This window comes from Streptomyces roseolus (genome assembly GCF_014649855.1).
GTDB classification, from domain to species: domain Bacteria; phylum Actinomycetota; class Actinomycetes; order Streptomycetales; family Streptomycetaceae; genus Streptomyces; species Streptomyces roseolus.
This window is the reverse complement of sequence record NZ_BMTV01000010.1, coordinates 88111-113204: the sequence shown is the minus strand read 5'-3', so window position 1 is coordinate 113204 and position 25094 is coordinate 88111. Positions and strand designations below refer to the sequence as shown.

Here is a 25094-nt window from a genome sequence, read left to right as displayed (position 1 = left end):
CCCGCGGACCCCTTGCCCCTGGACCACCGGGCCGATGGACCGATGGACCTATGGATCCACCGGCACGAAAATCGATTGCCCCTCTCCGGCGGAGGGGGCCAGGCTGGAACGGTTTCCCCGGCGGCGCCGCAGACCGACGGCCCGCCCCCAGCCACCCCCGGAGACCGTGGGACGCCATGCAGATCCAAGACCTTCCGTATGCCGACCCGGGGGTGCCCGACGTCCGTTCGGGCACCCGCCTCCTGCTCTGGCTGGGGCGCATGCAGCTCGGCGGGCAGGTGAGGTCGCTGCTGTGGGGGCTGCTGCTCCAGCTGTCGATCGCCGGGCTGCCGGTCGGTGTCGGCATCGCCGTGCAGGCCGTCGTCGACGGCGACGGCGGACGGCTCGCGGCCGGCTGCGGGACGGTCGCGGCGCTCGGCGCCGGGATCGCCGTGGGTGACACCATGCTGCACCGCACGGCCGTCACCAACTGGATCACCGCCGCCGCGCGGGTCCAGCAGCTCCTCGCCCGCAGGACCGCCGAGCTCGGCTCGCTGCTGACCCGGCGGGTCGCGGCCGGAGAGGTCGTCTCCGTGTCGACGGCCGACGTCGAGAAGATCGGCTGGTTCGTGGAGGCGTTCTCGCGGTTCGCCGCCGCCGTCCTCACCCTCCTCGCCGTCTGCGTCGGGCTGATCGTGTACGAGCCGGCGCTCGGCGTCGTCGTCGCGGTGGGCGTCCCGGCGCTCGCCCTGGCCGCACTGCCGCTGCTGCCGCGCGCCACCCGGCGGGCGGACGAGCAGCGCGAGAAGGCCGGCAAGGCCACCGAACTCGCCGCCGACACCGTCGCCGGGCTGCGCGTGCTGCGCGGGATCGGCGGCGAGGAGCTGTTCCTCGGCCGCTACCGGGCCGCCTCGCAGGAGGTCCGCCGCGCCGCCGTGCGCAGCGCCCGGATGTGGGCGCTGATCGCCGCCGTCCAGGTGCTCCTTCCGGGGCTGCTGCTGATCGCCGTGGTGGCGTACGGGGCGGGGCTCGCGCTCGACGGGCGGATCACGGTCGGCGCGCTGGTCACCGTCTACGGCGCGGTGGCGCTCACCCATCATCCTCTGCGGAACGTGGAGGAGATCGCGATGGCGTACGCCTTCTCCCGGCCCTCCGCGAAGCGCGCCGCGCGGGTGCTCGCCCTCAGCCGGACGACCGGACCGGCCGGGGGCTCCCGGGGCCGGCGGGCGGCCGGCGACCTGTACGACCCGGTGAGCGGGGTCATCGCGCCCGCCGGGCAGTTCACCGCCGTGGTGTGCGGGGACCCGGACGCGGCCGGCCGGCTCGCCGAGCGGCTCGGCGGGCATCCAGCCGAACCGGGCGACGACCACGTCTCGGTGCGTCTCGGCGGGGTGCCGCTCGACGAGCTGTCGCTGGACGCGGCCAGGACGGCCGTCCTGGTCCAGGACAAGGAGCCGGTCCTGCTGTCCGGCACCCTCCACGAGCTGCTCGACGTGCCGTCGTCCGACGCGGTCCGGCCGGAGGAGGCGCTCGCCGCGGCCCAGTGCGGGGACGTCCTCGACGCACTCGCGCAGGCGTCGGTGGACACCGACGGCGACCCGATGCGGACCCGGATCACCGAGCGGGGCCGCTCGCTCTCCGGCGGCCAGCGGCAGCGTCTCGCGCTGGCCCGCTCGCTGGTGACGGACCCGGAGGTGCTCGTCCTCGACGAGCCGACCTCGGCGGTCGACTCGCACACCGAGGCGCGGGTCGCGGCGGGCGTGCGCAAGCTGCGCGCGGGCCGCACCACCGTGGTGCTGGCCTCCTCGCCGCTGCTCCTGGACCTGGCGGACCGGGTGGTCCTGGTCCACGGGGGCCGGGCCGTCGCCCACGGCACCCACCGCGAACTGCTCACCGGCGATCCGCGCTACCGGGCGGTCGTCACCCGGGAGACGGGCGACGGATCGGCGGACGGATCGACCGACGGAACGGCCGACGGCACCGATTCCGAACTCGCCGCGACCACCGCGGCCGGACACGAAGCACGGAAAGGGGAGACGGCATGATCGGCCTGGCGCCGCCCGCGTACGACCCGGCGGCCCCGACGACCGCCACCACCCTGCCCGTCGCCGCCGGGGCGACCGTGCGGGCCTACGTCCGCGAGCTGCTGCGCCGGCACCGCACGGCGTTCGCGGTGCTCGTCGGCGTGAACACGGTGGCCGTGACCGCCTCCATGGTGGGGCCGTACGTGCTCGGCCAGGTGGTGGACCGGCTCGCCGAGGGCGCGCGGGAGCTCCATCTGGGGCCCGCGGTCGCGCTGTTCGCCGTCGCGCTCGCCGTGCAGGCGTTCTTCGTGCGCCTGGTCCGGCTGCGCGGGGCGATGCTCGGCGAGGAGATGCTCGCCGACCTCCGGGAGGACTTCCTGGTCCGCGCGGTCGGGCTGCCGCCGGGGGTCCTGGAGCGGGCGGGCACCGGCGATCTGCTCTCCCGGATCACCACCGATGTGGACCGGCTGGCCAACGCGATGCGCGAGGCCGTGCCGCAGCTCGTCGTCGGCGTGGTGTGGGCGGGGCTGCTGGTCGGCGGGCTCGCGTTCACCGCGCCGCCGCTCGCGTTGGCGGTGGTGATCGCCGCGCCGCTGCTGATCGCCGGCTGCCGCTGGTACTTCAGGCGGGCGCCGTCCGCCTACCGTTCGGAGGCGGCTGGGTACGCGGCGGTGGCGGCCGCGCTGGCCGAGACGGTCGACGCGGGCCGCACGGTCGAGGCGCACCGCCTCGGGGCGCGCCGGGTGGCGCTCTCGGACCGGCGGGTCCGGGAGTGGACCCGGTGGGAGCGGTACACGCTCTACCTGCGGGCGGTGCTGTTCCCGGTGGTCAACCTGACGCACACGCTGGTGCTGTGCGGGGTCCTCGCCATCGGCGGCTTCTGCGTCTTCCGGGGCTGGATGGACGTCGGGCAGCTGACGACGGGCGCGCTCCTCGCCCAGATGCTGGTGGACCCGATCGGGATCGTGCTGCGCTGGTACGACGAGCTGCAGGTGGCTCAGGTGTCGCTGGCCCGCCTCGTGGGTGTGCGGGACATCGAGCCGGAACCCGGGGACGCGTCGGTGCGGCCCGAGGGGCGGTCGGTCGAGGCGGCCGATGTGCGCTTCGGGTACCGGGAGGGCGTGGACGTGCTGCACGGGGTGTCCCTGACGGTGGCGCCGGGCACCCGGCTCGCGCTGGTCGGCCCGTCGGGGGCGGGCAAGTCGACGCTGGGCCGGCTCCTCGCGGGCATCTACGGCCCGCGCGCCGGCGAGGTGACGCTCGGTGGGGCCGAGCTGGCCCGGATGCCGGCCGAGCGGGTCCGCGAGCACGTGGCGCTGGTCAATCAGGAGCACCACGTCTTCGTGGGCACGCTCCGCGACAATCTGCTGCTCGCCCGCCCGGAGGCCGGGGACCCCGAGCTGTGGTCGGCCCTGGCGGCGGTGGACGCGGAGGGCTGGGCGCGGGCGCTCGACGCGGGCCTGGACACCGAGGTCGGTTCGGGCGGCCGGGCGCTGACCCCGGCGCAGGCCCAGCAGGTCGCGCTGGCCCGGCTGGTGCTGGCCGATCCGCACACGCTGGTCCTGGACGAGGCGACCTCGCTGCTCGACCCGCGCGCGGCCCGTCATCTGGAGCGTTCGCTGGGGCAGGTCCTGGACGGGCGGACGGTGGTGGCGATCGCCCACCGCCTGCACACCGCGCACGACGCCGACCTGATCGCGGTGGTCGAGGACGGCCGGATCAGCGAGCTGGGCAACCACCACGACCTGGTGGCGGCGGACGGCGCGTACGCGGCGCTGTGGCGGTCCTGGCACGGCTGACCGGCTGACCGGCCGTCCGCCGGCGGCCCGGGCCGGGCCGGGCCGCCGGCGGACGGCCCGGCCGGGCGGCGGTCAGACGCCCGCGATCGACTGGATCCAGGACCGGTAGGCCGTGACGTTGGTGTACGCGGTCGTGGTCTGGCGGTCGCTGGTGGAGGCGACCCCGACCTGGACGCCGTTCGCCATCATCGGGCCGCCGGAGTCTCCGCCGGCGGTGATGCCGTCGCCGCGGCGGGCGCAGATGGCCGAGCCGTTGTACGCGTCACGGCAGCCTCCGGTCACCGTCACGTTGGCGACCTTGAGGTAGCGGGACTGGCAGGTGGCCTCGGAGCCGCACTGGGAGGTGGCTCCCCAGCCGTAGACCTGAACGGTCTGCCCGACGCTCACGGATCCGGGCTGGCCGAGCCGGGCGTAGGACGCCGTCACCGAGCGGTCCAGGCGGACCAGGGCGAGGTCGGAGCTGTGGGTGTAGGTCTGGACCCCGTTGGCGACGGTCCCGCCGCTGTGCTGGTCCAGACTGCCGATCCGGAAGGACAGCCCGCCACCGGTGACGCAGTGCTTGGCCGTCAGGATCCAGGTGGGAGCGATGATCGTCGCGGAACAGGTCTCCCGGCCGTTGGAGAAGAGCCTGGCCGCCCAGGGGCCGCTCTGGGCGTAGCCGCCGCCGATGATCGGCTGGACGGCCGCGGCGTCGGCGCGGGCGGGGGCCTGCTCCGCCGCGGTGGCGGAGGGCGCGAAGAGGGCGAGCACGGAGAGCGCCGCGGCAGCGGCGGACGCCCATATGCGGTGCGTACGCAAGGTTCCTCGTCTCCGACGGCGCGCGGAGGCGCCGCCTGTGGGGGGAGTGGGTGGAACCAGCGTCGTCACGCGTCGGATCCCGGGGTAATCCCGTTCGTCCATAACACCGTGCTATCCCCCGGGCAGGGGCACGAGACCCCTACAGGAATCCGAGGGCCGAGGCTCCGCCGATCCCGCCGAGGACCATGAAGGCCGGCATGAGGACCTTCAGCTCGACCCAGCTGCCGGCGCGGAAGCGCATGCCCTTCGGGGGGCCGATGGGGTACCAGCGCTTGCGGCCGATGGGGATCGGCCACAGGATCGGGCAGCCGGATACGGTGAGCGCGTCGCCGACGTCGTGGACGAGGGCGCCGAGGACGATCGGCAGGCCCAGCCACAGGTATTCCTGCCCGGCGCCGGTGAAGAGCCAGTCGGAGCCGTTGCCCGGCTGGTCGAGGACGCCCGCGAGGATCCAGGCGCTGGTCGCGCCGAGCAGCCACACCAGGATGTCGCTGGACATCCGGGCGGCCCGCCACAGCAGGCCCTCGACCGCGAGCACGAGGTGGACGAAGAGGATCGCGAGGACCGCCCAGCGACCGCCGGTGACGGCCGCGACCGAGCAGCCGCCGCCGATGAGGACCGCCCACACCCAGGTGTGGGTGAGGGTGCGGTGGCCGCCGGAGCGGCGCGGGTCCCGGGGGCTGCGGGTCGCCTTGTAGACGGCGTACGACAGCTTGTCGACGATCTCGCACAGGCCCCGGGAGACGGGGCCGAAGGCGCGCGAGATGGTCGCCGACTTGTGGTCCAGGTCGGGGGCGAGGGCCGCGCCCGCGCACAGCAGCGCGCCGACGAGCAGCACCGGCCAGGGCATCGGGTGGTCGAAGGCGGCCGCGGCGGCTCCGACGCCCAGCCAGGCCGCCGCGCCGGACAGCGAGTGCGCCGGTCCCATCATGGTCGGTGTCGCCCCGTTTCTCCCCTGCCGGCGCCGAATTGACGACCGGTCGACGGACCAGCCTATCGGGCGTGATCTTCACGTCCGGCGGCCGGTTCCCTCATCCGAGCGGAATGCAGGCAAGATGGGAGGGTGACCCTTATCGATCAGCTGCCGCCGACCGCCGACCCCGACGCCCTCTTCGAGGCCTTCTCCGCCTGGGCCGAGGAGCGCGGCATCTCGCTCTACCCGGCGCAGGAGGAGGCGCTGATCGAGGTGGTGTCGGGGGCCAACGTCATCCTGTCGACCCCCACCGGGTCCGGGAAGTCGCTGGTGGCGGCGGGCGCGCACTTCACCGCGCTCGCCAACGACCAGGTCACCTTCTACACGGCGCCGATCAAGGCGCTGGTGTCGGAGAAGTTCTTCGACCTGTGCAAGATCTTCGGCACCGAGAACGTCGGCATGCTGACCGGCGACGCGTCCGTGAACGCCGACGCGCCCGTCATCTGCTGCACGGCCGAGGTGCTGGCCTCGATCGCGCTGCGCGACGGCAAGGACGCCGACATCGGCCAGGTCGTCATGGACGAGTTCCACTTCTACGCCGAGGCGGACCGGGGGTGGGCCTGGCAGATCCCGCTGCTCGAACTCCCCCAGGCGCAGTTCGTCCTGATGTCGGCGACGCTCGGCGACGTGTCGATGTTCGAGAAGGACCTGACCCGGCGCACGGGCCGGCCCACCTCGGTGGTCCGCTCGGCGACCCGGCCGGTGCCGCTCTCGTACGAGTACCGGCTCACGCCCATCACGGACACGCTGACCGAGCTCCTGGAGACCAAGCAGGCGCCCGTCTACATCGTGCACTTCACGCAGGCGCAGGCCGTCGAGCGGGCGCAGTCGCTGATGAGCATCAACATGTGCACCCGTGAGGAGAAGGACAGGATCGCCGAGCTGATCGGCAACTTCCGCTTCACCACCAAGTTCGGCCAGAACCTCTCGCGGTACGTCCGCCACGGCATCGGCGTGCACCACGCCGGCATGCTGCCGAAGTACCGGCGGCTCGTGGAGAAGCTGGCGCAGGCCGGCCTGCTCAAGGTGATCTGCGGGACGGACACCCTCGGCGTCGGCGTGAACGTGCCGATCCGCACGGTGCTCTTCACCGCCCTCACCAAGTACGACGGCAACCGCGTGCGCACCCTGCGGGCCCGCGAGTTCCACCAGATCGCGGGCCGGGCCGGCCGGGCCGGCTTCGACACCGCCGGCTTCGTGGTGGCGCAGGCCCCCGAGCACGTCATCGAGAACGAGAAGGCGCTGGCGAAGGCGGGCGACGACCCGAAGAAGCGCCGCAAGGTGGTCCGCAAGAAGGCCCCCGAGGGCTTCGTCGCCTGGAGCGACACCACCTTCGAGAAGCTGATCGCCGCCGAGCCCGAACCGCTGACCTCCCGCTTCAAGGTCACCCACACCATGCTGCTGTCGGTGATCGCCCGCCCGGGGAACGCCTTCGAGGCGATGCGGAGGCTCCTGGAGGACAACCACGAGCCGCGCCGCAACCAGCTGCGGCACATCCGCCGGGCCATCGCGATCTACCGCTCGCTGCTCGACGGCGGAGTGGTGGAGCAGCTGGACACCCCGGACGCCGAGGGCCGCCACATCCGGCTCACGGTCGACCTCCAGCAGGACTTCGCGCTGAACCAGCCGCTGTCGACCTTCGCGCTCGCCGCCTTCGACCTGCTCGACCCGGAGTCCCCCTCGTACGCGCTCGACATGGTCTCGGTCGTCGAGTCGACGCTCGACGACCCGCGCCAGATCCTCGCCGCCATGCAGAACAAGGCGCGCGGCGAGGCCGTCGGACAGATGAAGGCGGACGGCGTCGAGTACGAGGAGCGGATGGAGCGGCTCCAGGAGATCTCGTACCCGAAGCCGCTGGAGGAGCTGCTCTGGCACGCGTACAACGTCTACCGGACGTCGCACCCGTGGGTCGGCGACCACCCGGTGTCCCCGAAGTCCGTCATCCGTGACATGTACGAACGGGCCATGACCTTCACGGAGTTCACCTCCCACTACGAGCTGGCGCGCACCGAGGGCATCGTGCTGCGCTACCTGGCGAGCGCGTACAAGGCGCTCGACCACACCATCCCGGACGACCTGAAGACGGACGACCTGGAGGACCTGATCGCCTGGCTGGGCGAGATGGTGCGCCAGGTGGACTCCTCGCTGCTCGACGAGTGGGAACAGCTCGCCAACCCGGAGGTCCAGACCGCCGAGGAGGCGCAGGAGAAGGCCGACCAGGTCAAGCCGGTCACGGCGAACGCCCGCGCCTTCCGCGTCCTGGTGCGCAACGCGATGTTCCGGCGGGTGGAGCTGGCGGCGCTCGACAAGGTCGGCGAGCTGGGCGAGATGGACGCCGACTCCGGCTGGGACGCGGACGCCTGGGGCGAGGCGATGGACGCGTACTGGGACGAGTACGACGACCTGGGCACCGGCCCGGACGCGCGCGGCCCGAAGCTGCTCGCCATCGAGGAGGACGCGGCGCACGGTCTGTGGCGCGTCCGGCAGACCTTCGCCGACCCCAACGGCGACCATGACTGGGGCATCAGCGCGGAGGTGGACCTGGCGGCCTCCGACGAGGAGGGCCGGGCGGTCGTCCGCGTGACGTCGGTCGGACAGTTGTAGAGGAGTTCTGTGGTGACCAATCCCGCCGAGAGGCTCGTGGACCTGCTCGACCTGGAGCAGATCGAGGTGAACATCTTCCGCGGCCGCAGCCCGCAGGAGTCGCTGCAGCGGGTCTTCGGCGGGCAGGTCGCCGGGCAGGCCCTGGTGGCGGCCGGGCGGACCGTGGACGCGGACCGGCCGGTGCACTCGCTGCACGCCTACTTCCTGCGGCCGGGCCGCCCGGGCGTGCCGATCGTCTACCAGGTGGAGCGGGTCAGGGACGGCCGGTCGTTCACCACCCGGCGCGTCACGGCGGTCCAGGAGGGGCGGACGATCTTCAACCTGACGGCCTCCTTCCACCTGCCGGAGGAGGCGGGCTTCGAGCACCAGCTGCCGCCCCGACACCTGGTGGACCCGGAGAGCCTGCCGAAGCTGCCGGACGAGATCCGCGATCACCTCGGGGCGCTGCCGGAGGCGCTGGAGCGGATGGCCCGCCGCCAGCCCTTCGACATCCGGTACGTCGACCGGCTGCGCTGGACGAAGGACGAGGTCAAGGGCGCGGATCCGCGCAGCGCCGTGTGGATGCGGGCCGTCGGCCCGCTGGGCGACGACCCGCTGGTGCACACCTGCGCGGTGACGTACGCCTCCGACATGACCTTGCTCGACGCCGTACGGATCCCGGTCGAACCGCTCTGGGGCCCGCGCGGCTTCGACATGGCGTCCCTGGACCACGCGATGTGGTTCCACCGCCCGTTCCGGGCCGACGAGTGGTTCCTGTACGAGCAGGAGTCCCCGGTCGCGACCGGCGGCCGGGGGCTGGCCCGGGGCCGGATCTACGACCGGGAGGGCCGGATGCTCGTCTCGGTGGTCCAGGAGGGCCTGTTCCGCTCCCTGGGCTGACCGGTCACTCGTACTCGGTGCCGCCCTTGCGGGTCAGGTAGGCCGGGCTGACCGCCTTGGCGACGGCCCGGCCGCCCGTGACCGGGCTGTACCGCTCGACGGCCGGCCGGACGACGACGCCCTCCCGGAGGTGGGCGGCGCGCCCGGAGACGGTCTCGGTGCCGCTCGCGTGGGCGAGGACGGTGTCCGGGTCGTAGGGGCCCTCGTACAGGCGCGGTACGAGGGGGACCTCGCCCGGTTCCAGGACCTCGGCCGGGTCGAACCAGCGGACCCGGCCGTCGATCTCGGCGGAGACGTCGAACAGGGCGTAGCCGATCGCCTCGCGGCGGGCGTCGGCGCCGTAGGCCAGGTCCTGGACGCCGGAGCCGTACACCTCCCCGAAGAAGCCGACCCGGGCCGCCCCGAGGCGGGCGGCGAGCCGCTCGGCGACGGCGGGCAGGCCGTGCGCGTGGACGGCCCGCCAGTACAGGTTGCGCGGGTCCTCCCGGAGGGCGAGCCCCTTGGCGCCGAAGCCCTTGGAGGACACGTACGTCCGGCCCTCCCCCGCGACGTGCGTCAGCAGGCAGGCCGTGCCGTGGATCTTCTCGGTGAGGACGACCGGCTCGCCGGGCTCGAAGATGCCGGGATAGCGGTGCAGGTTCTCGATGTCGACCCACGGCAGCAGCTCGGGCGCCGCCTCCACGTCCCCGCTCATGGTGGGCGGTACCGGCGGCACCCACTTGGTGATCCCGAGCGCCTCCGCGAAGTCGGTGCCGTCGGCGGCGGCCCGGTCCAGGTCGATCCCGGCGAGCGCGCCCGGCCGGCAGACGATCCCCTGCGACAGCTCCCCGCGCAGCCGTACCGCCTTCACCCGGTCCGAGGTCCTTCCGGCGAGCCGCCCGGTCAGCCCCAGCTCGTCGACGAGCGCGGCGGGCAGCACGGCCTGCTCCGGGATGTAGACGGCGGTGTCGCCGGTCCGGTAGGCGCCCTTGGCGACGACGGCGCGGTAGAGGCCGACCTGGGCCAGTTCGAGGGCGTCGGCGTTGGGATGGGGGTGGACGGTGAGGACTTCGGCGGTGACGCGCAGGGTGGACATCTTCAGTGCTCCGGATGCTCGGGTTTCGGTCTCATCGCCGCCCACCCTGACGGGCCGTGAAATCCCTGCCCACCGCTTTTGCGGGCTGGTATCGTCGCGATCTTCGCCGGGCCCGGCCCGGACGGAGTCCCGACAGGACCACGCCGTGGCCTCTCCCGCACTGACCGCCGCCCTCCGCCGCGTCGACGCCGTCTTCGGCGGCATGACCGCTCCCGCCGAGGGGTGCCTCCACTGCTACGGGGCGGAGGAGCTGGCGCTCCTCGCGATACCCCGGGCGCCGCTCGGCGACGACCTGGCACGCCTGTTCTTCCACAAGACGCCCGACCACTTCGACGACCACCCGGCGCTGCTGCGGCGGGTGCTGCCGGAGTTCCTCGCCTGCGTCGCCGACGGCCGGTTCTCCGGCATGGGGTACGCCCCCGCGGGCCTCGGCCGGGTGCGGTGGCAGGAGTGGCCCGCCGAGCAGGCCGGGGCGATCGCCGGCTTCCTCGACGTGTGGTGGCGGGAGACGCTCGCCGACCCCGAGCCCGCGTACGGGGCGGGGGCGGTGTGGGAGCTGTGCGTGGAGATCCACCGGTCGCTCGCGCCCGTGCACGACGTCTGGGCCGCCGCGCCCCGGGGCGGGACGGCGGACCGGCACCTGGGCGACTGGGTGGCGTACCGGATCGACGACCTGCTCAACGACGACTCGTCCGTCCTGCCCTGGTACGCGGACCTGGACGGCGTCCTCCTGCCCGAGCTCCAGGCCTGGCTCGTCGAGCACGCCCCCGCCCGGCTCGCCGGCCACCCCGATCCGCTGCTCGCCCGGAAGGTCGCGCTGCTGGCGCTCGGGGAGGAGGAGCGGTGGCCGGCGTACGCGGAGCTGGTCGCCGGGGCCGGCTAGCGGTCCAGGCCCGGGAGCGGGTCCTGCTCGACCTCGTGGCGGCGGGTGCGGATGTCGGGGGCCGGCGGGTGGAGCTTGGCGTCGCAGGTGGGGCCGAGGCCGGTGCGGCGGGAGCCGGCGCCGGTCAGGGGGCGGCCGCAGAGGCGGCAGCGGACCGTGCGCCGCGACGCGCCCTCGGCGGAATCGACCGCGATTGCCAGCGGTTCTTCACTCATGTTGTCATCTCACCCTAGTCTCGACGAGGAGCTCCCCCATGAGTCTGTACGACATCCCGCTGAAGAACCTGGCCGGCGAACCGGTCTCCCTTGCCGACTACCGGGACAAGGCCGTGCTGGTCGTGAACGTGGCGTCCAAGTGCGGTCTCACCCCGCAGTACGAGGGCCTGGAGCGGTTGCAGAAGACGTACGGCGAGCGCGGCCTCACCGTCGTCGGCGTGCCCTGCAACCAGTTCCTCGGGCAGGAGCCGGGCTCGGCCGAGGAGATCCGGTCCTTCTGCTCGACGACGTACGGCGTGACCTTCCCGCTCCTGGAGAAGACCGAGGTGAACGGCGACGGCCGGCACCCGCTGTTCGCCGAGCTGACGAAGGTCGCCGACGCCGAGGGCGAGGCCGGTGACGTGCAGTGGAACTTCGAGAAGTTCCTCGTCTCCGCCGACGGCACCGTGACCCGCTTCCGTCCCCGCACCGAGCCGGAGGCCCCCGAGGTCGTCGCGGCCATCGAGGCGCTCCTCGTCTGAGACCGCCCCCGGGGGCCGCGCCGGGCGACCGTCCTGCGCGGCCCCTGGGGTACGATCATCGGGCTCTGCACACGGCAACCGGAGGAGGTGGGTTCGATCCGCACCGCACAGGCAGGAAGCTCCCCCTCGGCGGCCGTACCACCGGCTCGGTCGTAGCGGCCGCGGGAGCCTCCGCACGGCTTCCCGGAAGGTCCCCATGTCGCTCGACCCCATCGTCCCCCTCCGCTCCGCCACCGTCGCCCGGCTCCGCGCCGCGGGGTGCGTCTTCGCCGAGGAGGAGGCGGAACTCCTCATCGAAGCCGCCCGTGACGCCGCCGCGCTCGACCTGCTCGTCGAGCGGCGTGCCGCCGGGCTCCCCCTGGAACACGTCGTCGGCTGGGCCGGGTTCGGCGGGCTCCGGATCGCCGTCGACCCCGGCGTCTTCGTGCCCCGGCGGCGCACCGAGTTCCTCGTCGAGCGGGCCGTCGCGCTCGCCGCGCCCGGCGCGCTCTGCGTCGACCTGTGCTGCGGCTCCGGCGCCGCCGGCGCGGTGCTGCTCTCGGCCGTCCCGGGCGCCCGGGTGCACGCCGCGGACATCGAGCCCGCCGCCGTCCGCTGCGCCCGCCGGAACGTCGAGCCGCGCGGCGGCCGGGTCCACGAGGGCGACCTCTTCGCGCCGCTGCCGGACGAACTGCGCGGCCGGGTGGAGATCCTGGTGGCCAACGTGCCGTACGTACCGACCGAGGAGGTCGGGCTGCTGCCGCCCGAGGCGCGCGAGCACGAGCCGCTCGTCGCGCTCGACGGCGGCGCCGACGGGCTCGACGTGCTGCGCCGGGTGGCCGCCGGGGCGCCGGAGTGGCTGGCGCCGGGCGGGCGGCTCTTCGTCGAGACGAGCGAGCGGCAGACCGGGGCGGCGGCCGAGGCCGTCGCCGCGCACGGCCTGACGCCCCGGTTCGAGGTCTGCGAGGAGCGGTACGCGACCGTGCTCGTCGCGACCCGGGAGGGCTGAGCCGCCCGGTCGGGCCCGCTCAGCGGCCGAAGGTGTCGATGCCCTCGACCAGCCAGCTCCCGTCGCGCAGGACGATGTCGACCGCGAGCATGGCGCCCGCGTAGGCGCCCTGGTCCCGGTCCTTCTTCCGCGCGGTTCCGGCCGTGCTGACGCTGCTCTGGTCGGCGTAGACGAGGACGCGGGCGCGGTCGCCGTCGATCCGCTCGACCGCGCTGTCGGTGACGGTCGTGGTGATGACCGACTTCTGTTCGGCGGCCTGCGCGAGCACCCCGGCGAACAGGGTCCGGTGCTGCTCGACGGCCTTGCCGGTGAGGAAGGTCTTCGCGGCGCGGTCGAAGGCGGCCGCGTCGGTGTGGTCGTAGGAGAAGAGGGCGGCGACGGCCTCGGCCGTCCGGCCCTTGATCTCGCTGGTCCGCGCCGGGTCGGTGAGGGCCGTGTTGGCCCGCGCCGGGTCGTCGCGCAGCTCGCCGGCCCTGCCGTGCGCCCACCCCGCGAAGCCGCCGAGCAGGAGCGTGAGGGCGCAGAGGACGAGGAGGAGGGGGGTGCGGTGCCGCGCACGCGCCGCCGCCTCCTTCTCCTTCGCCTTCCCTTCTTCCTTCTGCTCGCGGTCTTCTCGTACGGGCTTCGCCGCCGTTCGCCGTCGCGTCGCCGGCGCGGGCTCGGTCAGGAGGCCCACGGGGCCCTCGGGGCCCGGGGCCGACTGGTCGGCGCGGGCCTGGCGGCGGCGCTCGCGGTTGAGGTGGTGGCGGGGCGTCGGCATGGTGTGGTTCCTTTCGGGTGCTGGCGGCTCTCGCGGTGCGGCCCGGGCCCTGTCCCGGTCAGCCGGTCGCGGTGCCGCCGACGGGGGCCTGCCCCAGACCGCTGAGCTTCCACTGCCCGTCGGTGCGGGTGAGTTCGCCGAGCATGCGGCTGTCCTTGTCGGTGCTCTTGCGGTCCGGCGTGGTGACGGTGACGCGCAGGGCGACGAGCAGCCGGGCGCGTCCGGCGCGGTCGTCGAGCTCCGTGACCGCGCCGGCGAGCACCCGGGCCGTCGTCACCGTCTTCGCCGCCTTCACCTGCCCTTCGAACTCCTCGCGTCCGTCGACGAGTTGCCGGTGCAGTTCGCCGGTCGTGGACGACTCCCAGAGGTCGAGACCTCGGTCGGTCTGCCGGTGGTCGAGCGTGTTGAGGTTCTGCACGGCCTGCTCCCCCGCGGCGAGCGCCCGGTCGCGTTCGGCGGCGTACGCGGCGGAGTCGTCGTGGGCGGCGGCGTACCAGGCCTGGCCGGTCCAGGCCGCGAAGCCGCCCGCGACGAGGGTCAGGCCGAGGGCCGCGGCCAGGACGGGCCGGGCGCCGGCCCGGGGGCGGACGGCGCGTGTCATGGGGTGCTCCCGTCTCCCGCTCATCGTCAGCGGGTCCTGAGGTCGGTGATGACCCAGCGGTCGTCCTGGAACCGGGCGGTGACGGTGAGCTGGGCGGCCGCGGTGGTGGGGGCGCCCTCGTCCCGCCGGGAGACCTGGTCGAGGAAGACGAGGAGGCGGGCGCCGTCCCCGTCGAGTTCGATCACGCCGGTGCGGACGGCCTGGGTGGAGAGGGTGACGCGCTGCGCGACGAGGGTCTCGCGGACCTGGGCGAAGAGCTCGGTGTACTGCCGGGCGGCACGGCCGGCGAGGACGGTGCCGGCGCTGCGTTCGGCGGCGTCCGAACTGGTCGGCGTGTAGGAGAAGATCCGGGCGAGCCCCTCGCCGACGTCGCCGCCGACGCGGGCGGTGGCGGCGGTGTCGGTGAGGGCCTGGTTCCGGGCCGAGGGGGTGGTCCGGAGCTGGTGGGCGGCGTAGAAGAAGGCGCTGCCGCCGAGGAGGAGCGCGGTCAGCGCGGTGGCCAGGGCGGCCGTGCGCCACCGGGAGGCGCGGGGCTCGGGCCCGGTCTCCTCGGTGGTGGCGGGTTCCGTCTCCGGGGCCGTCCGTGTCGCGGTCATTCGGGGGTGGCCTCCTCGGTTCCGGCGACGGGGACGGCGCTGAGCGCCGACACCCGCCAGGTGGACTCGCCGGTGCGGGTCAGGACGGCCTCCAGGCGTTTGCGGTCGCTGGTGGCCGCACCCCCTCGGGGCGTGACGTCGACCCGTACGGTCGCGATGAGCTTCGCCGTGCCGGCGCGGGTGTCGAGTGCGGTGAGGGCGGCCTCGGTGACGGTGGCGCGGGCCGAGGGGCCCGCCGCGGGCTCGGTGCGGGCGAGTTCGGCGCGGAGGGGGCCGGTGGAGGCGTCGCGCCAGGCCTCGATGCCCGCCGCGGCGTGCTCGCGGGTGGAGGCGTCGAGGGTGTGGAGGACGGTGAGGCGCTGCCGGCCCTCGGCGAGGGCGGCGTCCCGTTCGCGGCCGAAGGCGAGCTCCTGGTCGGTGCGGGCCTGGGTGTAGGTCCAGGCGCCGGTGGCGCAGAAGCCCAGGGCGACGGTGAGCGCGCCGGCGGCGAGGAGCCGGCCCCGCCTCATCGGGCGCTCCCGGGGACGCCGAGGAGTCCGGCCAGGTCGGTCGGGCCGTCGGCCTGGCCCGGGAGGGCCAGGGCGCCGGGCAGCGGCCGCTCGCCGCCCGCGGCGCGGTCGGGGCGCTGGGCGAGGGAGCCGGGGACGCGTGCCGGGGCGGGGGCGGCGTCGCCCTTGGGCGCGTGGGCGGAGCCGCGGACGTTGGTCCCGGTGGCGGCGGGGGCGGTGCAGGCGGCGCCGGTGTTGAGGGCCGGCGCGGTGCCGAGGTCCAGGCCGTTGCGGTAGCGCGTGCCGCCGTAGCCGGAGGTGCAGGGCAGTGGCTTGAAGAAGGTGACGGCGAGGCCGATGTTCAGGCGGCCGCCGTCGACGGCGGTGGCGCCGGCCGAGACGGCCGCCGGGTACGTCACGAGGAGCTCCTCGATGCCGCGCTGCCGGGTGAGGGCGAGTTCGGAGGTGGTGAGGAGGTTGGCGAGGACGACGCTCAGGCTCGGGTCGAGGTCGTCGAGGAGGCCGCTGACCTGGCCCGCCGCCTCGGGGGTGACGGTGAGGAGCCGGCGCAGGTCGGCGTCGGAGCCCTTGAGGGTGGCGGCGAGTTCGCGGGCCCCGCCGGCGAAGTCCCGGATGGCGCGGCTCTCTTCGGCCTGGGTGCGCAGGACGACCTCGCCGTCCCGGATGAGGCGGGTGGTGGCGGGGAGGGAGCGGTCGGCGGCCTGGACGAAGGCGCTGCCGCTGTCGAGGAGGACCTGGAGGTCGTCGCCGTGGCCCTCGAAGGCCTTGCCGAGTTCGTCGACGACCGTGCGCAGCGAGTCCAGGGGGACGGAGCGGGTGAGCGCGTTCATGCTGCCGAGGACGTCGGTGACGGGGGCGGGCACCTGGGTGTCGGACTGTTCGATGCGGGCGCCGTCGGCGAGGAAGGGGCCGCCGTCGCTCTCGGGGCGCAGGTCGATGTACTGCTCGCCGACGGCGGAGAGCCCGGCGACGACGGCCTGCGCGTCGGCGGGGATCCTGGGCGCGGACTTCTTGATGCGGAGTTCGGCGACGACGCCGTCGGCGGTGAGGTCGAGGGCGCCGACGCGGCCCACGGAGACGCCCCGGTAGGTGACGTCGGAGTGGGTGAACAGTCCGCCGGTGCGGGCGAGATGGACCCGGACGGTGTAGTGGTCGGCGACTCCGGCGTACCGGCCGAGATCGGCGTAGCGGACGCCGACGAAGGCGAGGACGGTGACGGCGATGACGAGGAAGGCGAGGTTCTTCAGCCGTACGGCACGGGTGATCACCGGCGTTCGCCTCCGTCCTTCGGTTCGCTCGACGTGGTCGGTCGCTTCGGTTCGTCCGCTCGGTTCGGTGTGAGGGCCGGCAGGGGCAGGGGGTCGCTGGGGGCGGGGGTCGGGGTGGGCGTGGGGTCGGTCTTCGGGACGAGGGGCGGGATCACCTCGGTGCCGGGGGCGGCGGCGAGGTGGAGGTAGGTGTTGAGGTAGTCGCCCTTGATGCCCTTCATGACCTCGTCGGTGAAGGGGTACGTGAGCAGGACCTGGAGCGAGTCCGGGAGGTCGGCGCCCGCGTCTGCGAGGGCCGTCAGGGTGGGGGCGAGGGCCTTGAGGTCGGCGATCATGTCCTTCTTGCTCGCCTCGACGGTGGAGACGGCGACTCCGGAGAGGGTGTCCAGGGCGCGGAGCATGGTGATGAGGGAACCCCGCTGGTTCTCCAGGGCCTTCAGGCCGGGCGAGAGGTCGGTGAGGATCGTGTCCACGTCCTTCTTGCGGCCGGCGAGGGTGGTGGAGAGCCGGTTGAGGCCGTCGAGGGCGCGGGTGATGTCGCCGCGGTGCGCGTCGAGGGTGGTGACCAGGGTGTCGACCCGCTCCAGCATCGACCGGACCTGGGGTTCGCGTCCGCCGAGCGCCGCGTTCAGTTCGCGGGTGATGGTCTTGAGCTGGTTGACGCCGCCGCCGTTGAGCAGGAGGGAGAGGGCGCCGAACACCTCCTCGACCTCGGTGTTGCGGCTGGTGCGGGCGAGCGGGATGACGCTGCCGTCGGTGAGCCGGGCGCCGGTGTCCCGACGGGCGGCGGCCGGGCGCACCCCGCCGCGTGGCGCGGCCGCGGCCGGGGCGACCAGCTGGACGTACTTCTCACCGAGGAGGCTGGACTGCTCGACGCGGGCGCCGGCGTCGGCGGGCAGCCGGACGTCTCCGTTGATCTTCAGGGTGACGCGGGCGGTCCACGTGCCGGGGTCCAGTTCGATGGCGGTGACGCGGCCGACGGCGACGTCGTTGACCTTGACCGCGGACTGCGGCACCAGGCTGAGGACGTCGGCGATCTCGGCGGTGACCGTGTAGGGGTGGTCGCCGAGGTCGGCGCCGCCGGGCAGCGGCAGGTCCTGGATGCCGTCGAAGCGTACGGACGGCACGGGGAGCGCGCCGACGGCGAGGGCCAGGCCGAGGCCGAGCGCGACCGCGCCGGCGGCCGCGGCGCCGGCGGCCCTGGCCGAGGGCAGGCGGGGGCGTCTCACCGGTCCTCCTCTGCGGGGGTGGTGGGCGTGGAGCCGGTCGCGGAGCCTCCGGCGACGGGCAGCGGGAGCAGCGGTCCGCCCATGCTGATCTCGTTGAGGTTGGCGCGGCCGTGGACGGTGCGGGTGGTCTCGTCGTAGGCGTTGACGAGGTTGCCGGCGGCGAGCGGGGCGACGTCGAGGGCCTCGGCGAGGGAGGCGCGCTGGTCGACGAGGGTCTGGGTGAGGGGGACGAGCCGGTCGACGTTCTTCTTGAGTTCGCCGCGGTTGTCCTTGATGAAGGTCTTCACCTGGGCGAGGGCCCTGCCGAGTTCCTTGAGGGCGCCGGCGAGGTCGTCCTTGTTCTCGGCGAAGTGGCCGACGACCTCGTCGAGGCGTTCCTGGGCGGTGCGGACCTCGGTGTCCTTCTCCTTGAGCATGGTGGTGAAGCTCTGGAGCCGGCCGAGGCTCGCGAAGAGGTCGTCGCTGCTGCCGTCGAGGGTCTTGGCCGCCTTGCCGAAGCGGTCGATGGAGGTGCCGATGGCGGCGCCGTTGCCCTTGAGGTTCTTCGCCCCGGTGTCGAGCAGTTCGGTGAGGGCTCCGGCGGCGTTGGCTCCCTCGGGGCCGAGCGCCTCGCCGAGGTCGGTGATCGAGGCGTACAGCTGGTCGATCTCGACCGGGGTGCGGTTGCGGGAGGCGGGGAGTTCGGCGCCGTCGTCGAGGGTGGGGCCGCCGCTGTAGGCGGGGCTGAGCTGGACGTACCGGTCGGCGACGATGCTGGGGGCGACGACGAGGGCGCGGGCGTCGGCGGGGACGCGGACGTCCTCGTCGAGGCGGAGGGCGACGCGGACCCGGGTGCCCCGGGGTTCGACGGACTCGACCTCGCCGACGCGGACGCCGAGAACGCGCAGGTCGGAACCGGCGTAGATGCCGATCGCCCGGTCGAACCAGGCGGTGACCCGGATGCCGTCCTCGTCGAGGGCGCGGACGGTGACGAGGCCGCAGGCGGCGAGGACCGCGAGGGCGAGCCCGATGACGAGGGGTTTCCTGGTGCTGCTCATCGTGTGCCGTTCCCCTTCGCCGTGGCCTGCTGCTTCGGCGGCATGCATCCGGTCGTGGGCGGTGAGCCCTCGGGCAGGTAGTTCCGGGGGACCACGCCGCACAGGTAGCTGTCGAACCAGCGGCCGTTCCCGAGGGTGTTGCCGACGAGCCGGTAGTACGGGCCGACGAGCGCGAGCGTCTTGTCGAGCTGTCCGCTGTTCTTCTCCAGGACGTCGGTGACCCGGCCGAGGGCCTTCAGGGTGGGGCCGAGCTGCTTGTCGTTGTCGCCGACGAGGCCGCTCAGTTCGGTGCCGAGGGCGCGGCTGCCCTTGAGCAGGGCGCGGATGGCGTCGCGGCGCTTCTGAAGCTCACCGAGGAGGGAGCCGCCGTCCTCCAGGAGCACCTCGAAGCTGGACTTCTTGTCCTTGAGGGTCCGGGTGAAGGTGGCGCTGTTCTCCAGGAGGCGGGCGAGTTCGTTGTCGCGTTTGGAGACGGTCAGGGAGAGCCGGGAGAGGCCGTCGGCGGCGCTGCGCACGTGCGGCGGGGAGTCCTTGAAGGTGTCGGAGATGGTGCGGAAGCTCTCGGCGAGCTTCCCGGTGTCGATGTCGTCGATGGTGCCGCTGAGGTCCTGGAAGGCCTGGGTGACGTCGTACGGGGAGGTGGTGCGGGAGAGCGGGATGCGGCTCCCGGGGTCCTGGCGGGCGGAGCCGAGCGGGTCGAGGGCGAGGTACTTCTCGCCGAGGAGGGTCTTGATGGCGATGGCGGCGGTGGACCGGTCGCCGACCCAGGCGTCGCCGACCTCGAAGGTCACCTTGACCTTGGGGCCGTCGAGGGCGACGCCGGTGACCTCGCCGACCTTGACGCCGGCGACGCGGACCTCGTCCCCGGCGTCGAGCCCGGCGGCCTCGGAGAAGTCGGCGCTGTAGGTGGTGTCGCCGCCGACGAGCGGCAGCCGGTCGGCGTGGTACGCGAGGGCGGCGAGGAGGCCGAGGAGGACGAGTCCGACGACGGCGACCCCGATGGGGTTGCGTTCCTTCACCGGCTTGATCCGGCCGAACAGGCTCATCCGCGGCACCTCGGTTCGGTGACGGCGATGCCGGTGGGCGGCTTGGATCCGTCGGAGGTGGTGACGCCGCTCACGCGCGCCTCGCAGAGGTAGAGGTTGAACCAGGAGCCGTACGAGGAGAGGCGGGCCAGGGCCGTCAGCTTGCCGGGGGTGCGGTCCAGGAACCGCTCGATGCCGGGGGTGTGGTCGCCGAGGGTGGTGGAGAGCCTGCCGAGTTCGCGGATGTCCTTCTTGAGGGGGGCGCGCCCGTCGTGGAGGAGTCCGGCGGTCGTGGTGGTGAGGTCGCCCATGGCCCGGACGGCCTCGCCGAGGGGCTTGCGGTCGGTGTTGAAGCCGGTGACGAGCTTCTGGAGGGTGACGACGAGGTCCTCGAAGCCGGCCTCGCGGTCGTTGAGGGTGGTGAGGACGGTGTTGAGGTGGGTGACGACCTCGCCGACGACCTTGTCCTTGGCGGCCACCGTGCCGGTGAGGGAGCCGATGTGGCGCAGCAGGCTGTCGACGGTGCCGCTCTCGCCCTGGAGGACCTGGACGAGCGAGCCGGCGAGGTCGTTGACGTCGGCGGGCGAGAGGCCTTCGAAGAGCGGTTTGAAGCCGTTGAAGAGCAGGGTGAGGTCGAGGGCGGGGGTGGTGCGGTCGAGCGGGATGGTGTCGCCCTCGGCGAGGGTGCCGGTGAGCTCGCCGCTGCCGCGGCCGAGGGAGACGTACCGCCGGCCGACCATGTCGAGGTACTTGATGCCGGCGGTGGCGGAGCGGGGCAGCGGGCGGTCCTCGCGGACCTCGAAGGTGACCTGGGCGAGGCGCCGGTCGACGACGCGGACGTCGGTGACCTCGCCGACCTTCACGCCGGCGACGCGCACCGAGTCACCGGCGACGAGGCCGGTGACGTCGGTGAAGAGCGCCTTGTAGGCGTGGGTGGCGGAGCCGACGCCGGTGTCGGCGATGCTGAGGCCGAGGACGGTGGTGGCCACCGCGGTGACCAGGACGAACGCCAGGGACTTGAGGACCGTGCCGGTGAGTCCGCGGCGGCGTGAGTACGCCGCTTCCTTCGCCTTCATCGCAGGGTCACCTCCGTTCCGCGGAAGGCCGGGCCGGCGAGCAGGCTGCTCCACTCCGGCAGTTCGCCGGGGTGTTTGCCGGCGGCGGGGGCGAGGAGTTCGGTGACGAGGTCGTTCTCCTGCGGGGAGTTGGCGGGGCCGAGGTCCTGGTCGGCCGCCGCGGAGGCGCGGGCGGCGGGGGCGACGGGGACGCCGAGGTAGGGCACGGGGTGGCAGCGGGGGCCGCCGCCGGAGCCGTACCGGGGGGTGTCGCGGCCGGGGACGTACGCGCCCCCGGCGGGGACGGCGGTGACGTCGACGTGCAGTCCCGGCCGGTCGGTGCCCTTGCCGAGCGCCTTGTCCATGGCGGGCACGAACCGGGCGAGGGTGCCCAGGGTGCAGGGGAAGGACGAGGAGTACTCGGAGAGCAGTTCCAGGGTGGGCCGGCTCGTCGCGCTGAGCCGGATGACGGTGTCCTTGTTCTTCAGCAGGAAGGCGGTGAGGTCCTGGGCGGTGCGGGTGGTGGCGCCGAGGGTGCCGGAGAGCGCGGCCTCCTGCTCGGCGAGGGTGCCGCTGGTGGTCGTGAAGTCGGTGAGCGCGGTGAGGATGTCCGGGGCGGCGTCCGCGTAGAGGTGGCTGACCTTCACGAGTTCCTTGAGGTCCCGGGTGAGGGCGGGCAGTTGGGGGTTGAACTTCTTCAGGTGGGCGTCGAGCCGGGCGAGGGTGTCGCCGAGCTTCTCGCCGCGGCCTTCGAGGGCCTGGGAGACGGCCGACAGGGTGGCGGAGAGCTTCTGCGGCTGGACGGCGGTGAGCAGGGGCATCAGGTCGTCGAGGACCTGCTGGAGTTCGATGGCGTTGCCGGAGCGGTCCTCGGGGATGACGTCGCCGGGGCCGAGCGGCCGGGACGAGGGGTTCGCGGGCGGGACGAGCGCGACGAACCGCTCGCCGAAGAGGGTGGTCGGCAGCATCTGCGCGCGGACGTCGGAGGGGACGTGGCCGAGGGCGCCGGGCTTCATGGCGAGGGTGAGCCGGGCACCGGTGTCGGTGGCGTCGATGGCGCGGACCTCGCCGACGACGACGCCGCGGAGCTTCACCTCGGCGCCGAGGTGCATCTCGTTGCCGACGCTGCCGGTCTCGACGGTGACCGGGTCGGAGTCGGTGAACTTCTTGTCGTAGACGGCGACGGCCAGCCACGCGAGCAGCGCGGGGACCAGCAGGAAGACGACGCCGGCGGAGCGGCGGCGCAGGGTCTGGCCTCGTGGAGCGTTCATGTCACCCCGCCACCTTCACGGTCGTGGTCGCGCCCCAGAGGGCCAGCGACAGGAAGAAGTCGGTGACGCTGATCAGCACGATGGCGTTGCGCACGGAGCGGCCGACGGCGATGCCGACGCCGGCGGGGCCGCCCGCGGCGCGGAAGCCGTGGTAGCAGTGGGCGAGGATCACCATCACGCTGAAGATCAGCACTTTGAGGATGGAGAGCAGGACGTCGGTCGGGGACAGGAACAGGTTGAAGTAGTGGTCGTACGTGCCCTGGGACTGGCCGTTGAAGAGGACCGTGACGGTCCGGGAGGCCAGGTAGGAGGAGAGCAGGCCGACCGCGTAGAGCGGGACGATGGCGACGACGCCCGCGATGATCCGGGTGGTGACCAGATAGGGCATGGAGCGGACGCCCATGCCTTCGAGGGCGTCGACCTCCTCGTTGATGCGCATCGCGCCGAGCTGGGCGGTGAAGCCCGCGCCGACGGTCGCGGAGAGGGCGAGGCCGGCGACGAGCGGGGCGATCTCGCGGGTGTTGAAGTAGGCGGAGACGAAGCCGGTGAAGGCGGCGGTGCCGATCTGTTCGAGCGCCGCGTGGCCCTGGAGTCCGACGACGGTGCCGGTGAAGAGGGTCATGGCGACCATCACGCCGATGGTGCCGCCCACGACCCCGAGGCCGCCGGAGCCGAAGGCGACCTCGGCGAGCAGCCGCTGGACCTCCTTGAGGTAGCGGCGCAGGGTCCGGGGGACCCAGAGCAGGGCCCTGACGTAGAAGAGGAGCTGGTCTCCTGAGCGGTCGAGCCAGCCGAGCGGGGAGGCCACCGTCAGCCTCCCTTCGGCGGGACGATCTGGAGGTAGATGCCCGTCAGCACCATGTTCACGAAGAACAGCAGCAGGAAGGTGATGACGACGGCCTGGTTGACGGCGTCACCGACGCCCTTGGGGCCGCCGCGCGGGTTGAGTCCCCGGTAGGCGGCGACGATGCCCGCGATGAACCCGAAGACCAGCGCCTTGAATTCGCTGATGTACAGGTCGGGCAGCTGGGCGAGGGCGGAGAAGCTGGCGAGGTAGGCGCCGGGGGTGCCGCCCTGGAGGACGATGTTGAAGAAGTAGCCGCCGAGGGTGCCGACCACGGAGACCAGGCCGTTGAGGAGGACGGCGACGGCCATGGTGGCGAGGACGCGCGGGACGACGAGCCGCTGGACCGGCGAGACGCCCATGACCTCCATCGCGTCCAGCTCCTCGCGGATTTTCCGGGAGCCGAGGTCGGCGCAGATCGCGGAGCCCGCCGCGCCGGCGATGAGGAGGGCGACGATGAGCGGACTGGCCTGCTGGATGACGGCGAGGACGGAGGCGCCGCCGGTGAAGGACTGGGCGCCGAGCTGCTGGGTGAGCGAGCCGACCTGAAGGGCGATCACGGCGCCGAACGGGATGGAGACGAGCGCGGCCGGCAGGATCGTGACGCCGGCGACGAACCAGAACTGCTCGATGAACTCCCGGAACTGGAAGGGCCTGCGGAAGACGGCCCGGGTCACCTCGGCGGCGAGCGCGAAGAGGCGGCCGGTCTGCCGCAGCGCCCCGCCGATCACGCGCCGCCCCCGGGGGACGGGGTCGGCACGGTCCGCGCCGCGGCCTGCCGCGCGTAGGTGTCCTCGATGGCGGCGCGGGCGGCGGGCGGCAGGGTGTCCAGCATGCCGAGGACCCGCTCGCGGCGGCGTACGACGGCGGCGCGCGGGGGCAGTCCCGGCGAGGGCTCCAGCTGCGGGACGATGACGCGGGGCCCGTCGGGGCGGCCCGCGGCGCTGTCGGCCTCGGCGGCGAGGGCGGCGGCGTCCTTCTCCTCGGACATGCCGATGGGGCCCTCGCGGCGGCCGGCGAGGAACTGGGTGACGACCGGTTCGTCGCTGGTGAGGAGGACTTCGCGCGGTCCGAAGGTGACGAGGTTCCGCCGGAAGAACATCCCCATGTTGTCGGGGACGGTGGCGGCGATGTCGAGGTTGTGGGTGACGATCAGCATCGTCGCGTCGATCCGCGCGTTGAGGTCGATCAGCAGCTGGGAGAGGTACGCGGTGCGCACCGGGTCCAGGCCGGAGTCGGGTTCGTCGCAGAGCACGATCTGCGGGTCGAGGACGAGCGCGCGGGCCAGGCCGGCCCGCTTGCGCATGCCGCCGCTGATCTCGCCCGGCAGCTTGCCCTCGGCGCCGAGCAGGCCGACGAGTTCGATGCGTTCCATGACCATGCGCCGGATCTCGGACTCCCGCTTGCGGGTGTGCTCGCGCAGCGGGAAGGCGATGTTGTCGAAGAGCGTCATGGAGCCGAAGAGGGCGCCGTCCTGGAACATGAGGCCGAAGAGCTTCCGGGTCTCGTAGATGTCCCGTTCCCGGCCGCCGACCATGTCGACGCCGTTGATGAGGACGCGGCCCCGCTGGGGTTTGAGCAGTCCGATGAGCGATTTCAGGAAGACCGTCTTCCCGGTTCCGGAAGGGCCGAGCATGACGCTCACCTCTCCGGCCGGCAACGTCAGCGAAACGTCCTGCCAGATGTTCTGCTTGCCGAAGGACATGGTCAGCCCCTCGACGGCTACTTCGATTCCCATCTCACCTCCAGCAGACGTGCGTGACGCATGCGCCGCGGGCGCACGGTAGGCCGTTCCGGATCACCCGGACAATAGCTGTGGCGCAAACTCATTGATCCGCTTCCGCGTTTGTCACCGCGCAGACAAACCGGTCTCCCGACTTGTCTCCTGGGCGACAGATGAGGGCGCCGACCTGCGACTGAGCGTCGGCTCCCGGGAACGCTACGACTGAGTAACCTCGCGGGGCAATACCGGATCCGGAGTTTTCACGGAACAGGCCCCCGGCCGGGTCTTTTTATCAGGCGGGAGACAATTCAGAGCGCCGGCTTGTCACCGGCCCGAGGAATGCTCGGGGCGGGAGTACGAAAATCCCCTCCGACCTCGCATGATCGATCAGAATTGTCGACATTGCGCACCACGGAACCAAGCGGATTCCCGCCATCG

Annotated in this window: 24 protein-coding genes; 7 read left to right on the top strand and 17 right to left on the bottom strand. The window is 73.2% G+C overall.

Annotation, left to right across the window (positions count from 1 at the left end; genetic code table 11):
• Positions 1–176: 176 nt before the first annotated feature.
• Positions 177–2024 (top strand): ABC transporter transmembrane domain-containing protein, encoded by a 1848-nt coding sequence (locus tag IE245_RS14285; RefSeq protein WP_189947243.1) that lies wholly within the window; start codon positions 177–179, stop codon positions 2022–2024.
• Complete coding sequence (locus tag IE245_RS14280; RefSeq protein WP_189947240.1) at positions 2021–3802, top strand: ABC transporter ATP-binding protein; 1782 nt, start codon at positions 2021–2023, stop codon at positions 3800–3802. The genes IE245_RS14285 and IE245_RS14280 overlap by 4 nt, the downstream gene beginning before the upstream one ends.
• 72 nt (positions 3803–3874) lie before the next feature.
• On the opposite strand, the gene IE245_RS14275 is transcribed toward IE245_RS14280, so the two are convergent.
• Complete coding sequence (locus IE245_RS14275) at positions 3875–4600, bottom strand: S1 family peptidase (protein ID WP_189947239.1); 726 nt, start codon at positions 4598–4600, stop codon at positions 3875–3877.
• A 139-nt stretch (positions 4601–4739) separates the two neighbouring features.
• A complete protein-coding gene (locus IE245_RS14270) occupies positions 4740–5531 on the bottom strand; it encodes a metal-dependent hydrolase (protein WP_189947236.1) in 792 nt (263 codons plus the stop codon).
• Positions 5532–5663: 132 nt separating this feature from the next.
• Between IE245_RS14270 and IE245_RS14265 the strand changes: the two genes are divergently transcribed.
• Positions 5664–8177 carry a DEAD/DEAH box helicase gene (locus IE245_RS14265; RefSeq protein WP_189947234.1) on the top strand — a complete coding sequence of 838 codons (2514 nt, stop codon included), beginning with the start codon at positions 5664–5666 and terminating at the stop codon, positions 8175–8177.
• A gap of 12 nt (positions 8178–8189) precedes the next feature.
• Positions 8190–9056, top strand: a complete 867-nt coding sequence (locus IE245_RS14260) for an acyl-CoA thioesterase (RefSeq protein WP_189947232.1) — start codon at positions 8190–8192, stop codon at positions 9054–9056.
• A gap of 4 nt (positions 9057–9060) precedes the next feature.
• Here IE245_RS14260 and IE245_RS14255 read toward each other — a convergent pair whose 3' ends face one another.
• Positions 9061–10131, bottom strand: a complete 1071-nt coding sequence (locus tag IE245_RS14255) for an RNA ligase (ATP) (RefSeq protein WP_189947230.1) — start codon at positions 10129–10131, stop codon at positions 9061–9063.
• A 145-nt stretch (positions 10132–10276) separates the two neighbouring features.
• On the opposite strand from IE245_RS14255, the gene IE245_RS14250 reads away from it, so the two are divergent.
• Positions 10277–11014 (top strand): hypothetical protein, encoded by a 738-nt coding sequence (locus IE245_RS14250; protein WP_189947228.1) that lies wholly within the window; start codon positions 10277–10279, stop codon positions 11012–11014.
• Here IE245_RS14250 and IE245_RS14245 read toward each other — a convergent pair.
• Positions 11011–11229, bottom strand: a complete 219-nt coding sequence (locus IE245_RS14245) for a DUF6011 domain-containing protein (protein ID WP_189947226.1) — start codon at positions 11227–11229, stop codon at positions 11011–11013. The two genes, IE245_RS14250 and IE245_RS14245, sit on opposite strands and share 4 nt — an antisense overlap.
• Positions 11230–11267: 38 nt before the next feature.
• On the opposite strand from IE245_RS14245, the gene IE245_RS14240 reads away from it, so the two are divergent.
• Positions 11268–11750, top strand: coding sequence for a glutathione peroxidase (locus IE245_RS14240; RefSeq protein WP_189947216.1), 483 nt, complete (start codon positions 11268–11270; stop codon positions 11748–11750).
• A gap of 196 nt (positions 11751–11946) precedes the next feature.
• Positions 11947–12738: a putative protein N(5)-glutamine methyltransferase gene (locus IE245_RS14235; RefSeq protein WP_189947214.1), complete on the top strand. Its 792-nt coding sequence runs from the start codon at positions 11947–11949 to the stop codon at positions 12736–12738.
• Positions 12739–12757: 19 nt separating this feature from the next.
• Here IE245_RS14235 and IE245_RS14230 read toward each other — a convergent pair whose 3' ends face one another.
• The 13 genes from IE245_RS14230 to IE245_RS14170 are packed head-to-tail and all read right to left on the bottom strand — an operon-like array spanning position 12758 to position 24671.
• Entirely contained in the window at positions 12758–13498 is a 741-nt protein-coding gene (locus IE245_RS14230) for a hypothetical protein (protein ID WP_189947213.1), read from the bottom strand.
• A 58-nt stretch (positions 13499–13556) separates the two neighbouring features.
• On the bottom strand, positions 13557–14099 hold the full coding sequence (locus IE245_RS14225; protein ID WP_189947211.1) for an Rv1363c family protein: 543 nt from the start codon (positions 14097–14099) through the stop codon (positions 13557–13559).
• Between the two features lie 26 nt (positions 14100–14125).
• Positions 14126–14695 carry a hypothetical protein gene (locus IE245_RS14220; RefSeq protein WP_229851266.1) on the bottom strand — a complete coding sequence of 190 codons (570 nt, stop codon included), beginning with the start codon at positions 14693–14695 and terminating at the stop codon, positions 14126–14128.
• Positions 14692–15204: a hypothetical protein gene (locus IE245_RS14215; protein ID WP_189947209.1), complete on the bottom strand. Its 513-nt coding sequence runs from the start codon at positions 15202–15204 to the stop codon at positions 14692–14694. The genes IE245_RS14220 and IE245_RS14215 overlap by 4 nt, the downstream gene beginning before the upstream one ends.
• Positions 15201–16472, bottom strand: a complete 1272-nt coding sequence (locus IE245_RS14210; RefSeq protein WP_189947207.1) for an MCE family protein — start codon at positions 16470–16472, stop codon at positions 15201–15203. The genes IE245_RS14215 and IE245_RS14210 overlap by 4 nt, the downstream gene beginning before the upstream one ends.
• Positions 16469–17701 carry an MCE family protein gene (locus IE245_RS14205; protein WP_189947205.1) on the bottom strand — a complete coding sequence of 411 codons (1233 nt, stop codon included), beginning with the start codon at positions 17699–17701 and terminating at the stop codon, positions 16469–16471. The genes IE245_RS14210 and IE245_RS14205 overlap by 4 nt, the downstream gene beginning before the upstream one ends.
• A complete protein-coding gene (locus tag IE245_RS14200) occupies positions 17698–18738 on the bottom strand; it encodes an MCE family protein (protein WP_189947203.1) in 1041 nt (346 codons plus the stop codon). The genes IE245_RS14205 and IE245_RS14200 overlap by 4 nt, the downstream gene beginning before the upstream one ends.
• Complete coding sequence (locus IE245_RS14195) at positions 18735–19784, bottom strand: MCE family protein (RefSeq protein ID WP_189947201.1); 1050 nt, start codon at positions 19782–19784, stop codon at positions 18735–18737. Before IE245_RS14195 ends, IE245_RS14200 begins: the two co-directional genes overlap by 4 nt.
• The gene (locus tag IE245_RS14190) at positions 19781–20839 is read right to left on the bottom strand and encodes an MCE family protein (protein WP_189947200.1); all 1059 of its coding nucleotides are present in this window, start codon (positions 20837–20839) and stop codon (positions 19781–19783) included. Before IE245_RS14190 ends, IE245_RS14195 begins: the two co-directional genes overlap by 4 nt.
• Positions 20836–22089 (bottom strand): MCE family protein, encoded by a 1254-nt coding sequence (locus IE245_RS14185; protein ID WP_189947199.1) that lies wholly within the window; start codon positions 22087–22089, stop codon positions 20836–20838. Before IE245_RS14185 ends, IE245_RS14190 begins: the two co-directional genes overlap by 4 nt.
• A 1-nt stretch (position 22090) precedes the next feature.
• Entirely contained in the window at positions 22091–22897 is an 807-nt protein-coding gene (locus tag IE245_RS14180) for an MlaE family ABC transporter permease (RefSeq protein ID WP_189947198.1), read from the bottom strand.
• A gap of 2 nt (positions 22898–22899) precedes the next feature.
• Positions 22900–23664, bottom strand: a complete 765-nt coding sequence (locus IE245_RS14175; RefSeq protein WP_189947197.1) for an MlaE family ABC transporter permease — start codon at positions 23662–23664, stop codon at positions 22900–22902.
• Positions 23661–24671, bottom strand: a complete 1011-nt coding sequence (locus tag IE245_RS14170; protein ID WP_189947196.1) for an ABC transporter ATP-binding protein — start codon at positions 24669–24671, stop codon at positions 23661–23663. Before IE245_RS14170 ends, IE245_RS14175 begins: the two co-directional genes overlap by 4 nt.
• Between the last annotated feature and the right edge of the window lie 423 nt (positions 24672–25094).